Here is a 14073-nt window from a genome sequence, read left to right as displayed (position 1 = left end):
ACCAGCCTGACAGCAGATTACTGTCACTAAGGGCTGAACTCTCGGTCAGATGCAAGTGCAAGTCTTGCCATTCAGACTCAGAATTGACTCCTTATCTGCCCACACCGAACAAGCTCGGTTCTTGTAGAGTGAAGCTGGGAACAGGGCGCAATCAGACGACCGTTGCGGGTTGACACTGGCGCTAACAGGGAGTTCCTACGATGAAACAGAGCCTAGAAAAACGACTTATTTGCAGGCAGGGCGCAACACAAAATCCCTGACCTCACTGGAGTTTATTCCCGCCGAACACACGTCGAGTAACGGCAAGAGTCCAGGGAATCCAGTAGTTGAATTGGCTACATCTAACGGAACAATCAATCTCTCCGAGGGAACGAAGAAAAACGAATTGTGGGTCTTGAGACGGTCGAATCTCAGGTAGTCCAGACGAGCGGAGGAATCCCCACAGTTCGGATAGGACAGTCCGTAATTGGACTGAGGTGTTCAGAGAATACAAACTAGAGAAGAGAAAATGATTAGACACAGTTACAAAACTAGTGAATCTTGGAAAGCCCTACCGTGGAAGAAATTCCGCCGAAATCTTTTCCGCCTTCAAAAGCGCGTATTTAAAGCTGTTCAAGTTGGAGACAAGCGGAAAGCGCGGTCACTCCAAAAGCTCATTCTAAAATCCACCTCGGCTCGATTTCTTGCAATAAGACAAGTATCTCAGCTAAATGCTGGTAAAAAGACGGCTGGTATTGATGGGAAGAAATCCCTCTCATTCGAGGAACGCTTCAACCTTGAAGAATTACTAAGAGTGAACAGCGGAAATTGGAAACATCAAGGACTAAGAGAAATCCCCATCCCCAAAAAGGACGGGACTATCAGAATGCTTAAGATACCCACCATCGCGGATAGAGCTTGGCAATGCCTAGCAAAGTACGTACTCGAACCAGCACACGAAGCCACTTTCCACGCCAGGAGTTATGGGTTCAGGACTGGGCGCTCCGCCCACGATGCACAAAAGTACATCTTCCTAAACCTTAGCTCCGGTTCCAACGGAATAGAAAAACGAGTAATCGAACTCGATATTGAAAAGTGCTTCGACAGGATTAATCACTCAGCAATAATGGACGAACTCATCGCCCCCAAAGGACTAAAACTCGGTATCTTCCGATGCCTTAAGGCTGGAGTCAACCCAGAATTCCCTGAACAGGGGACACCTCAAGGGGGAGTGGTCAGTCCTTTGCTAGCTAACATCGCGCTCAATGGGATTGAGAGTATACACAGATACCACGAGAATAAAGGACAGAGAATCACTGACAAAACCTCAGCCAGTGATATCACCGAACCATCAGTCCGATACGCGGATGATATGGTTATCATACTCCGACCCGAAGATGATGCGACAGAGATACTTGAAAGAATCAGCGAGTTCCTCCGCAAACGCGGAATGAATGTAAGCCAAAAGAAGACCAAAATTACCGCTGCGACAGATGGGTTTGATTTCCTTGGCTGGCACTTCAAAGTCCAGAAAAACGGAAAGTTTAGATGCAATCCCTCAGTGAATAACTTCAAAGCGTTCCGTAAGAAAGTAAAACACATCGTCAACAACTCGAACTATGGTGCTACCACAAAGGCTGAGAAATTAGCGTCGGTAGTTAGAGGCTGGAGAAATTACCATAAGTTCTGCAAGATGGACGGGTCAAAGCTATCACTTTGGTTTATGAGTCACAGAGCTTACACGGTGTTCAACAAGGAAGCAAAACAAACACGCTACTCTAGCAAAAAACTGATAGATAAAGCGTTTCCAAAAGTTTCCTACTCCGAAAACAAACACATCCCTGTCAAAGGAACTAAATCACCTTACGACGGAGACATAACCTATTGGAGCAAACGTAACAGTAAGCTCTATGATGGAGCAACCTCTAAAGCTCTTAAGAAGCAAAACCATAGATGTGCTTCCTGTGGTCTGAAATTCATCGGTGAAGAAAAGGTTCACCTGCATCACATCGACGGAAATCACACCAACTGGAAGGAAAATAATCTAGAGGCAATTCACGAGAGTTGTCACGATTACAAACACATGAGCAAAAGCGCAAGCTAAGAACATCGGGAGCCGTGTACACGGAAACGGGTACGCACGGATCTAACTGAGAGGTGCGGGGAATAATATCCCCCATCGACTCAACCAATTTTCAGTACGATGCACGGCGTGGTCTCAAAATTATTGCTGCTGGAACTTTTGGCGCACCTGCTAAGGAGCAGGTTACAGGTATACCACTTCAGTACAACTTGCTAACTCTTGACCCAGAAAGCGGAGTAATGACGGTTGAGACACGCAAAAAAGAAAAAGCTGATGGTGCATGGTCTGCGGATGCTCGTTGGGGCGATAAAAATAATCCAGTGCCAAGGTATGATATCAAATTGCGATATGGAACTGCCAGCAAAACTGATAATTCTTCCAATCACCCAAAAGCTTCAACGCAAGATAATAGTTCCAATTCTCAACAAAGTATTTTTGGTGGCAATATCCAAGTTGGTGGTAATATAACTGTTGGCAACATTACACAAAATAACCATTCCGGCATAACAAGCCAACCTCCGAAGCGCACAATATTAATTCTTGCATCCAGCCCTACCAACACAGCAAGATTGCGTTTAGACAAAGAAGTGCGAGAAATTGATGAAGGTTTGCGAAGGGCGCAGCAGCGAGAACACTTTTCATTGCAGCAAAAATGGGCAGTTCGTCCTGACGATTTGCGTCGTACCTTGTTGGATTATAACCCGCAGATTGTTCACTTTTGTGGACATGGATCTGGTGGTAAAGGATTAGTCTTGGAAAACGATGCAGGCAACGCACAGTTTGTTCCAACTAACGCTTTAACCAGTTTGTTTGAATTGTTTGCTAATCAAGGTGTAGAATGCATTATATTAAATGCCTGCTATGCCGAAGTACAAGCAGAGGCAATCTCCCAGCATATTAATTATGTGGTGGGAATGAGTGATGGAATTAGCGATAATGCGGCGATAAAATTTGCAGTGGGTTTTTATGATGCGCTAGGTGCTGGTCGGTCGTATGACGACGCTTACAAATTCGGCTGCAATGCGATCGCTCTAGAAGGAATACCAGAAGAACTGACTCCTGTTTTAAAAAAAAAGACCAAATAACAGTAGCTAACTCAGTTGATGCGTTAGTACAGCAGGTGCGATCGCTCATCCACGACGATATTCAACGCTTACACAGTACTATGCCGCTTTGGGGAGTAGACCACTGGGTTCCTTTGGGCGACCTGTTTGTTGATGTAAATATCTTAGAGCAAGTCAGCAGTAGCCGTAGATCGGAACTGGATGATCTATGGCAGGATTTTATAACTGGTAATTCCGACTACCACAGTTTGGAGCGGATTGGTTTAGGTAAGAAACAGCAGGGCGCATCGGCATTGGCTTTGCTGGAATCGAATACTAATCTGATGGTGGTAGGTAAACCGGGTTCAGGGAAAACGACATATCTGCAAAAAATTGTAACCGAGTGTAATGATGGAAAATTGCAAGCACGGCGAATTCCTGCATTGATTAAACTACGGGAGTTCGTAGATGATGGACGCAAGTACGCATATAACTTAGAGCCGTTTTTGGGACAATTTTGGCGATTAGGTAATGCAGAGATTGAATTAGTGCTAAGTCAGGGTAAAGGATTAGTGTTACTAGATGGTCTGGATGAGGTGGCTGGAGAAGCCGGAAAGCAAATAGCCAAGGAAATAAAGCGGTTTGCTCGTATTTATCCGCAAGTGTTGATGGTAGTGACTTGCAGAACGCAAACCTTACCAGATTTCTTCGATTGGCAATCACAACGCTTTATCTGTATAGAGGTAGCGGATTTCAATGAAGCGCAGGTGAGAGCGTTTGCAGCACATTGGTTTGGGACTGTGTGTGCAGATGCAGGAGAGACGAAGACGCAGGAATTTTTAGAACAGTTATTTCAGGAAGAAAACAAGCCAACTAAGGAACTTGGAATTACCCCAATCTTGCTGAGTTTGATTTGTGCGGTGTTTCACCAAACAGGGAAATTTTACTCGCAGCGTTCCAAGTTATATCAAGAATGTTTGGAGTTATTGTTGGAGCAGTGGGATGAAAGACGAGGAATTGAGCGGGATGAAATTTATAGAGGGTTATTAGTTGCTCAAAAGTTGGAGTTATTGAGCTATGTTGCAGTAAAGAAGTTTGAGCAACAGCAATATGTTTTGTTTAAACAAGAGGAATTGGAGGTTTATATTGGGGAGTTTTTAGGGATTAATTTACAAAATAGTCAAGAGGTTTTGCAGGTGATCACATCTCAGCATGGATTGTTGATTGAGAGATCGCATAAAATCTGGTCATTTTCCCATTTAACATTTCAAGAGTATTTAGTAGCAAATTGGTTTTACAAACATGGTGATTGGGAAGAGTTAGCCAGCTACATCACCCAGGAAAACTGGAGACAAGTATTTTTACTTGTTATACAAATAGTACCTAATCCTGACTATCTATTACAAATTATGAAAAGTAAAATTGATGCACTTGTATTAAAGGATAAGGAAATACAGACATTTCTAATGTGGGTTAACCACAAATCATCATCAGTATTTATTAAAGCTTTATCTAAAGATTTGTTCAAATTTCCATTGATTCGAGCATTTTACTCATACCTTGGTAGCAAAGTTGCTAGTAAACTTGACTGGACTCTTAGCGATAAAATTGATCTAGATGATGAATATATGGAAACGGAAATTGAACTAGATACAGATATGTTAGCTGCTTTGGAAGACTCTTGGATCATAGTTTATGCGATGTCATCTAACCTTCAAAATATAAATTATAGGTTTCGTAATCTTACTGATAACAATTCATTTGTTCATACATTTGATGTTGATTTAAATGAGCTTACTAAGATGATTAACCGTGCTATTGCTCGTGCTATTGCTCGTTCTATTTATTGTGAACTAAATCCTGAATTTTATCAAGTATTGCAAATATTACAATATAAATTACCTAATTCAGAAAGTAGTTGTGAAACCCTTAGCTATTGGTGGAAATTAAATGGTGAAGATTGGTTTATTAAATTGAAAGGTGAAACTATAAAGTATAGGAATATTGGTTTCAACTCTATGTCAGCATTTGTTAGATGACTAAATTATGGCTTTCCTCGCGGCTTGGATTGTAAATTACCTTCAAGTTTTTGTTGCTTTACAAGCTTTTGAACTAAACTTTTTGAGACGGAAAATATGTTAGCTACTTTTCTGATTGAAATGTTTTTTTGAAGATGTGCTGCAACTATTTTTTCTCGAAGATCGACAGAGTATGACTTCATTTAGAGGTATTTATATTTTAATTTATTGTACCTCATAACAGACGCAAGTGCTGTATCGTTGTTTGTTCGGTAGTAAAAGCCGAACTATTCTATGGTGCAATGCGAAGTAATAATCCCACACGTACTTTAACATTACAAGAAGCATTCTTAAATAATTTTGTATCTTTGCCTTTTGATGATCGGGCAGCTCGAATTTTTGGCACAATTCGGGCAGAGTTAGGGACGCTTGGTACACCAATAGGGCCTTATGATTTGCAGATTGCAGCGATTGCGCTAGTGAATAACTTAACATTAGTTACGCATAACATAAGAGAATTTAGTCGCGTTAGTGGGCTGGTGATTGAGGATTGGGAATAAGAGCAATGAAAACCAATGCTGCTCGACTACTTGATAAACTAGGTATTGCATACCAAATCCTGAGCTATGAAGTAGATCCTGATGATTTGGCTGCTGAAAGTACAGCCCAGAAAGTGGGTCTTCCGCCAGAGCAAGTTTTTAAAACTCTAGTAGTCAGAGGTGACACAACAGGTATCTGTTTTGCTGTTGTGCCGGGAAATGCTCAGTTAGACTTGAAAGCTTTGGCACGGATTTCAGGAAACCGCAAAGTTGAGACGGTTGCCCTGAAGGAAGTTCAGCCACTAACAGGATACATCCGTGGGGGTGTAACGGCTTTAGCTAGTAAAAAAGACTATCCTGTTTACCTTGATGAAACAGCAACCCTATTTGAGCAGATTACTGTTTCTGGTGGAATGCGAGGAATGCTGCTTCTGCTATCGCCATCTGACTATTTACGTGCGGTCAATGGCACTTTGGAAGCAATTGTACATTAAACCAGTTCTCACCAAGCATACTTAAGTACAAGTTGCGTTTATTACATAGAAATATTGAAGTTACAGTAAATAAATAACAGTATATTAGCGGGTTACAATTCAGTATTAGCCTAACTACTTGAGTAGCAAATCACACATTATTTGCTACTCAAGTAGTGGGTTTTGAGCTAATGACTATCAAAAAGCCTTTGGTAATCGAACAATCAAAACTGGGACAGCTCATCCATGAACTTCGCACTGTAACGGGTTTAACCCAAGAACAGTTCGCAACACATTTGGGTGTTACTTATTCCACAGTTAATCGTTGGGAAAATAAACGCTCTAAGTTATCACCGATGGCTATGCAGAGGATTGAAAAACTTCTACAAGAGATGGGTGATCAAGGGCAGAAACTGTTAGCGAAGTATCAGTCAAATTAGTTCTGAGGAAAAAGTAGATTACCTCACTTCTTGAGAGCAGTACTTAATCAAATTTGATATAGCGATTGCATTCTTTTAAAGAGCGATCGCAGTTTTACCGTGCTGTTTTGAACTTAGTAAGGAAAACAAATGACTTTCACCAAAGAGCAATTACAGGCTGTCATGACTGGTACAGATTTAAATCATCGTGTAGAGGCACTGCGGCAGCTCTTAGGATATCCGGTGAAAGAGCATGATCCTCAAGGTTCTCGTTTTTGGTACTTACGCCCTGGTGTTGATGAATTAGAAGCTGAGGAAACTTGCCCAATTGCTGTTGGCTTCTATGAGGAACTATCAGGAGTTACAGACCAAGAAATTAAAAGATTTTTGACCTCTAAAGAACAGCAACAAGAAATTTACGGGCATTACACAAACCGAGTTGCTGAACAGCAACCTGTAATGTATTTGCTGTTGCCAACTAAAGAAGCTTTAGGTCGAGTGCCGTTAGTGCTGCCAAGTGAAGGTGGACTACGCCAACGGCAAATCCAGACTTTTGATTGGAATGAACCGCAACTAATAGCACGGTTAAACCGTTTAAAACAAGGGGAACTGCCGATTGCTGCTAAGGGGCTAAGTTCAGTTCCCTTAGTGGAATGGGTTTTCTATGAACCGATTAAAACGGCGAAGGAATTAGCGCAGTTGTTGGCTGAAACTGCCCGTCGAATTGAGCAAGTAATTCCCCAAGTCTATGAGAAAGAAAAAGCTGATGGGTATTTACACAACCTATTGAAGAGTTTTCAACGGGAGCTACTGCCCACACTGCAATTGACTTCAGATAATGAGAAGGATTACAGTTTTGCAGATATCTACGCCCAAACCATTGCTTATGCACTGTTTACAGCAAAGGTCTTCAGTCATGTAAAGGATAAGCGGGAGGGACGCGAGAAGGAAACGCATTTTGACCGTGAATCTGCTTGGCAACAATTACCAGAAACTAACCCATTTCTCCGCAAGCTGTTTAAAGATGTGTCAGAGCGTGAGCCTGAAGAGTTGGGGGATGAGTTGATAGGTGCGATCGCAGATATTTTTGGCATCCTCCGCGCCGCCAAGATGGATGCGATTCTCTCGGATTTTCAATTGAAGATGAACCGGGAAGATATTGTTATTCGGTTCTATGAGGATTTTTTGACAGCCTACAAACCACAGATGCGAGAGCGTCGAGGTGTTTATTATACGCCGGAACCTGTGGTGTCTTACATTGTACGTTCTGTAGACCATATTTTAAAAACAGACTTTAAACTAACTGATGGTTTAGCTGACGCGACAAAGGTAAAGGTTGAAAAACCTAACAATAAGGGTACAACAGAAACGCATAAAGTTCTGATAACAGACGTTGCAACTGGTACGGGTACTTTTCTTTATGGCGTGATTAACCATATTCATCAGTCGCTAAAACTCAATCCAGATGAATGGTCAAATTATGTTTCTCAAAACCTATTACCACGACTACTAGGTTTTGAGTTACTAATGGCTCCCTATGCAGTTGCACACATGAAATTAGGTTTGCAACTAGCAGAATTGGGTTACAAATTCGATACCTTAGAACGGTTACGAGTTTACCTCACCAATACATTACAAGAAGCATTTCAAATACCACCTGCTGACGACTTTGATAATTGGATTCGAGATGAGGCAGATGCAGCTAATAAAATTAAGCAAGAAGCACCAGTAATGGTTGTAATGGGTAATCCGCCTTATTCTGGTCATTCTGCTAATAATGGCATTTGGATTAGTAATCTTCTCAAGGGGAAAGATACAACCACTGAAAAAGTAACTAGCAATTATTTTGAAGTAGATGGTAAACCACTTGGGGAGAGAAATCCTAAATGGTTAAATGATGATTATGTGAAGTTTATTCGTTTTGCTCAATGGCGAATTGAACAAACAGGTTATGGAATTTTAGCATTTATCACTAACCACGGGTTTCTTGATAACCCCACATTTCGCGGTATGCGTCAAAGTTTGATGGAAACTTTTGATGATATTTATATTCTAGACTTGCATGGGAATAGTAAGAAGAAAGAGCAAGCACCTGATGGTTCAAAAGATGAAAATGTTTTTGATATTCAGCAAGGTGTAGCAATTAGTTTTTTTGTAAAACGACAGAATGATAAAAAGCAAGAAGCTAATATTTATCATTCAGAGTTGTATGGGTTACGCCACAGTAAATATAGCTGGTTGAATTCTCATACTATAAATACAACTCAGTGGAATGACTTAAATCCTCAAGCTCCATTTTATTTATTTGTTCCACAAAATACTGACTTACTTGCAGAGTATGAACAGGGATGGAAAGTAACAGATATTTTTCCCGTGAACAGTGTAGGGATAGTTACTGCCCGTGACGAATTAACTATCCGATGGAGTGAAGAAGAAATTTGGCAGACTGTAAATGATTTTGCCCATTTACCACCAGAAACAGCACGATTAAAATATCGCTTGGGTCAAGATGCACGAGACTGGAAGGTTGAATTAGCTCAAAAAGATTTAAGAAGCCATCCTTATGTAGCGACAGAAGAATCCAGTCCTTTTAGAGAATTACTTGTACCTATACTATATCGACCATTTGATATTCGTTACACTTATTACACTGGTAAATCAAGAGGTTTCCATTGTATGCCGCGTGGCGAAGTTATGCGGCATATATTGGCAGGAGAGAATTTAGGGTTAATTTTTATGCGTCAAGTGGCAATGCAAGAAAATTACAGCCACTTTATGGTTACTAATAATATTGTAGATAATAGAGCTTTTTATAGTAACAAAGGGATAATGCAGCAAGCTCCACTTTATCTCTACCCCAACCCAAACAACCCAAAAGAATTAGAAGAACCAGTCCGCCCAAATCTTTCCCCCGCATTCCTCAAAGACATCATCTCAAAACTTGGCTACACGCCCACCCCACAAACCATTTTCTACTACATCTACGCCATCTTCCACTCACCCACCTACCGCACCCGTTACGCCGAATTCCTCAAAATCGACTTCCCCCGCGTTCCCCTCACCAGCAATAACGAACTCTTCCACCAACTAGCAGATTATGGTGAAGAATTAGTATCACTCCACCTAATGAAATCACCCAAACTCGACAAATTCATCACTAAATTTTTTGAAAATGACGGCAATAATCTAGTTGATGCAGGACATCCAAAATATACCAACGGTGCTGTCATCATCAACAAAATAGGAGATAAATTTACAGGCGTGCCAGAAGAAGTTTGGAACTTTTACGTAGGTGGTTATCAAGTCTGCCAAAAATGGCTCAAAGACCGTAAAGGACGTACTCTCACTTCTGACGATATCCAACATTACCAGCGTATTGTTGTAGCCCTCCAAGAAACCATTGAACTAATGGCAAACATTGACGCAGTAATTCCAGCTTGGCCTATTCAGTAAGTTATTAACTATGCTTGAGAACTTTATCCAAGACCTAATTCGCAAACAACGCCCCTACTACCTACTCCAAGGTAATCCCATCAAAGGTGTTGACAATCAATACTGGCTCGTCTTCAAGCACCGCGATGCTGACAGGCTGTTAAAAACAGTTGTGAAGTTCTTAGGTATTGGTGGGAAACAAGCGACTTACAGAATACTACGAATTGACCCAAAAAGCGCTAGGGTGTTTGAGTACATTCCTATCAAAGATGGAAATGTACCTAGTACCTCTCTGCTACGAATTAGTAATTTAAATGTTATTGAAAAATTCCTTCATAAAGAAAATGTAACCAAAGAAAAAGCTTTAATTGCAGGTAGCTTTTTAGAAGTTAAAGGTCGTCTTCGTAGATTCAATTTGCCTGATCAGCTAGATAAGTACAATGTCTTTATCGGCTCTGCCTTAGAACGCACCCAAATTTATCGTCGTTCTACAGCTTACTTTGATAGTGGTGTACTGAAACTATATGAAGAACCTCTTGCTTCAATTGTGCAAACTGAGGGTCAAATTCGCCTATTGATGGACTGGCAAGGATTCACCAAGCAAGCGGATGTCCAAGAACTGGAGAAATTACAAGACCCTAACTACCGCACCCAATTTGCTCATTGTACCCTGGCTGAATTCCTTAAGGGTTTAGAAGATAGCGCCTTTAGTGATACAGAAATTTTAGCTGAGTTAGTTCGCCTGAATTTTTTGCAAATTAAACTTGTCAAAATGGAGTCAGGACGGGGTATCTATCACAAAAAAACTGGCATCCTGAGCGACCAGTTAGAAAACCACATTCTTCATGAAGGCTCAGATAATTTCACTCGTGCAGCACATTCTAAAAATGCTGAGAGTGTAACTTTTCTTTATTCTTGGGATTCTCGTTTAGATGCAGAAGCCATATTTGAAAGTATTGGTCAATTTGATGCTGAGTGGCAGCGAGATGAGATCACCTTTGACTTAACCCAAGAGTTTTTACAGCAGGTACTAGCGGAACGCGATCGCCGTGCCAAGTTAAAAGAACCAGTTATTGAATCTATCAATCCTGATGAGTTTGCCCCTGGGGAAACCACCCAAGTTGAAATCACAGGTCAAAATTTAGACAAAATAGAAAGCATTGAGGTTGTAGATGATCAATTGGTGAAAATCACCATTGACAGCCAAGATTCGGAACGGATTATTGGTCAAGTTGAGGTAGACCCAGAACATCCGCCGACAAAGTTAACCGAATTCAAAGTTACAACCACCGAAGGCACTTATCACAACTCACCCGAAAATCCTCCAGCCGTCAGCCAATCCCTAGAAATTCCAGATTTCAGTGAAATTGAAGGGTTTAAACAAGCTGTAGAAATAATTTTGGCAGGAAATCACGGCACACCAAATGATTTTCTTTACTGGTTGGCACAGCAGCGCCCCCGTCAGTTCCGGGTTGAACGTAGTGATTTATTAGATGAACTGTTAAATCAAGGTATCTTGTTTGAGCATCAAAAATCTGGAGCGCAACATTGCCTAAGAGTCATGCAGGATTTTGGTGTTGCTGTCTGCGCTGATGCTGTAGGATTGGGGAAAACTCGACTAGCGGCTACTGTCTCGTGGTTGTATCGTCAGCAGAAAGGTCAAGCTAAAATTGCCATCATTGCTGCCAAAAAACTTCATCCCAACTGGGAACGAGAAATGGCTGAACTTGGGTTTAAATCAGGTGATTATGAACTCTACAATAAAAACCTGATGAGCCGCAAAGGTAGTAACTTCCTGGCAGACTTCAATCGCTACGGTGGCCCTGACCTAGTTATCATCGACGAAGCCCACGAAGGCATTCGCAATTATAAAAACCGTATTCATAAAACCTGTGCAGCGATTCAAGAAAGCGATCGCAAGTCTGCTCGGCAACGTTACTTTCTACTGTTGACCGCTACACCTTGGAACAATCGCCGGGAAGATATTTATAACATTCTCTCGCCCTTTATCAGTCGTCCTCAAGGATTCAATGATTTAAAGTTCCCCGCAGAAGTCGCTCAATGGTTTCAAAATCGGGAAATTGGGGTAGAAAATTTTACAGATAATACTGAACTATTTCGCCGTACCTACCGCGAACTGTTTCTTCAGCGCACCCGCCAAATGCTGCGAGAAGCCACCCCAGATTTAAATTTGTATGCCAAACGGATAGCAGAATGGCTACCTGTGCATTTTGAAATTAGTACAGAACAAGCACTTGAGCAGATTTTCACTCAATTTGAAACCAGTCTTTTTATTCCCTTTGCTGATCCAATCCGTTATTTAACAGGTAGCGTCGAACAGCGAAGTCTATTAGGCAACCAACGCCGATTCTTTCTACAACGGGCTGAATCGAGTATGTATGCCTTGAATCGGACTATCAAAAACTTTGGCGATCGCATTCGGCAGATGCAACAACGCTTAGAATCAGTTTCTCATGATGCTGATGGGCTGAAAGAATTTTTGCTAATTCACTACAATTTTGAATCAGACAAGAAGGATAAACCAGAAAGTTTCTTAGATGATTACAACCCTGAAGGCTGGGATGAGGATTATGAAGACGGGGAAGAAGACCAGGACGAAAACGAGGCAGAACAACAACAAAAGCGTCAGCAGTTAAGGCGGTCTATTGATATTGCCACAGATAACTTACGAGATAATCCTAACAATACCCAAAAAGTTTATGAGCGAATGTTGGCTGATTGTGAAGGTGATTTGCATCAGCTAGAACAGATTCAAAACCTGTTAATAGATGAATTTCTGGTTGACCACAAACGCAAGCAAGTTACTCAAAAAGTAGCAGAACTGGTAAGTCAAGGTCATAAAGTGCTGTTAATTTCAACTTTCAGTGACACCGTAATTGATTACTACCGTTACATGGCTCGTGACAGTGCGATCGCATCTAAAGGTATTGGGATGCTGATTGGTTCTACAAAGCTGTATTACACAAATAATTCAGACAAACCTCAAAGAGTAAGTCCTGGTCACGCACTGCAACCAAAACGTAGCCCAGTTACTTTAAATCGCCAAGAAATATTTAGACTGTTTGCCCCAGACGCTACTTGTAAAAATCCTACAGAACGCCCAAAGCCAGAGGAAGAAATCGCCGTACTAATTGGGTCAGAAACTTTATCAGTGGGTCAAAATCTACAAGATGCTGATTATCTGATTAATATTGACCTGCCTTGGAATCCTATGATTTTGGAGCAGCGCATTGGTAGAATTGACCGCCCCAAGCAACATAAAGCTAAGAACATTTATGTTTATTATCAGTAAACCAAAAAGTTTTTAAGAGAAGAGCGATCGCTAAAATACTTATATTTTTTGATACTTCTTTATATGTAATTCTCTAACCAGCAGACACAGTATAGATTAAGATTACTTATGATTAGTTGGCCGAGAGATTTTCAGTGCTAACCTGTTGGAATATAAATGCTTTCAACTACTTGATATTTGCGCTGTAGGGCTTGAGATAAAAAGGCTAACATCTGTTTAAGTGTAAAAAGTGTACGATAAATTAATCGGCTACCTTTCCTTTTGCGACTTATTCTAAGCCAGAGGAGGTTAACCCAAATATTAACTAAAAGAAAGGATATACCAACGAATAGCAATCTTAATGCTGGATTCTTATTATTTGTTCTAATTCGACAAATATTTTTAAGCCGATAACTACTTTCGATGCCAAATCTTTTTCGATAATCTTGATATATATAGTCTAAATTTGTTTTGATTTTATAAGTAACATAAGCAAAGTATTGCATCCCATATTTTTTACGCTTTCCTTTTCTATATTTACAGACAATCCATAAATCAAAAGTGACTGAATCATCTTTGTCTCTTGTAATAGTATGAGTAGTTTTATAGCTTTTTCTTCCCTTCAAAAACTGTTTAATTCCTCCCTTTTTTCCGGTTTTGATAGCAGGCATCATAAATGGAATATCTAATGCTTGCAACCATCTAATTACAGGAGTATTAAAAAATCCCCTATCTAAATAGAGTTTTTTTACATTTATTTTAAGAGATTCAAGTTCTGCCAATAAATAAGTAATT

General features: G+C 40.7%; 8 protein-coding genes and 1 pseudogene. 8 read left to right on the top strand and 1 reads right to left on the bottom strand.

Going from position 1 to position 14073, the window contains the following annotated elements:
- Positions 1 to 508: 508 nt before the first annotated feature.
- The 8 genes and pseudogenes from RRG12_RS32950 (at position 509) to RRG12_RS32915 (ending at position 13299) form a co-directional block, all read left to right on the top strand.
- Positions 509 to 2083, top strand: coding sequence for a group II intron reverse transcriptase/maturase (locus tag RRG12_RS32950; protein ID WP_420762109.1), 1575 nt, complete (start codon positions 509 to 511; stop codon positions 2081 to 2083).
- Positions 2084 to 2136: 53 nt separating this feature from the next.
- The gene (locus RRG12_RS32945; protein ID WP_420762108.1) at positions 2137 to 3147 is read left to right on the top strand and encodes a CHAT domain-containing protein; all 1011 of its coding nucleotides are present in this window, start codon (positions 2137 to 2139) and stop codon (positions 3145 to 3147) included.
- Positions 3148 to 3182: 35 nt separating this feature from the next.
- Entirely contained in the window at positions 3183 to 5144 is a 1962-nt protein-coding gene (locus tag RRG12_RS32940; protein ID WP_420762107.1) for an NACHT domain-containing protein, read from the top strand.
- A 236-nt stretch (positions 5145 to 5380) separates the two neighbouring features.
- Positions 5381 to 5683 (top strand): annotated as a pseudogene (locus tag RRG12_RS32935) (PIN domain-containing protein); the annotation flags it as partial.
- Between the two features lie 5 nt (positions 5684 to 5688).
- On the top strand, positions 5689 to 6156 hold the full coding sequence (gene ybaK / locus RRG12_RS32930) for a Cys-tRNA(Pro) deacylase (protein WP_420762106.1): 468 nt from the start codon (positions 5689 to 5691) through the stop codon (positions 6154 to 6156).
- A 170-nt stretch (positions 6157 to 6326) separates the two neighbouring features.
- Positions 6327 to 6575 (top strand): helix-turn-helix domain-containing protein, encoded by a 249-nt coding sequence (locus RRG12_RS32925; protein WP_420762105.1) that lies wholly within the window; start codon positions 6327 to 6329, stop codon positions 6573 to 6575.
- A gap of 129 nt (positions 6576 to 6704) precedes the next feature.
- Positions 6705 to 10007 (top strand): type ISP restriction/modification enzyme, encoded by a 3303-nt coding sequence (locus RRG12_RS32920; RefSeq protein WP_420762104.1) that lies wholly within the window; start codon positions 6705 to 6707, stop codon positions 10005 to 10007.
- 10 nt (positions 10008 to 10017) lie between these two features.
- Positions 10018 to 13299, top strand: a complete 3282-nt coding sequence (locus RRG12_RS32915; RefSeq protein ID WP_420762103.1) for a helicase-related protein — start codon at positions 10018 to 10020, stop codon at positions 13297 to 13299.
- A 137-nt stretch (positions 13300 to 13436) separates the two neighbouring features.
- Here RRG12_RS32915 and RRG12_RS32910 read toward each other — a convergent pair.
- A partial coding sequence (locus tag RRG12_RS32910) for a transposase (RefSeq protein WP_420762102.1) occupies positions 13437 to 14073 on the bottom strand: 637 nt, incomplete at its 5' end.

Source organism: Nostoc sp. CALU 546 (genome assembly GCF_048836525.1).
This window is presented reverse-complemented; position numbering and strand designations above follow the sequence as displayed.

Excerpts from the sequence above, each read along its gene's own strand:
- ybaK (WP_420762106.1), top strand. The coding sequence starts at position 5,689 with ATGAAAACCAATGCTGCTCGACTACTTGATAAACTAGGTATTGCATAC.
- RRG12_RS32925 (WP_420762105.1), top strand. The coding sequence starts at position 6,327 with ATGACTATCAAAAAGCCTTTGGTAATCGAACAATCAAAACTGGGACAG.
- RRG12_RS32920 (WP_420762104.1), top strand. The coding sequence starts at position 6,705 with ATGACTTTCACCAAAGAGCAATTACAGGCTGTCATGACTGGTACAGAT.
- RRG12_RS32950 (WP_420762109.1), top strand. The coding sequence starts at position 509 with ATGATTAGACACAGTTACAAAACTAGTGAATCTTGGAAAGCCCTACCG.
- RRG12_RS32915 (WP_420762103.1), top strand. The coding sequence starts at position 10,018 with ATGCTTGAGAACTTTATCCAAGACCTAATTCGCAAACAACGCCCCTAC.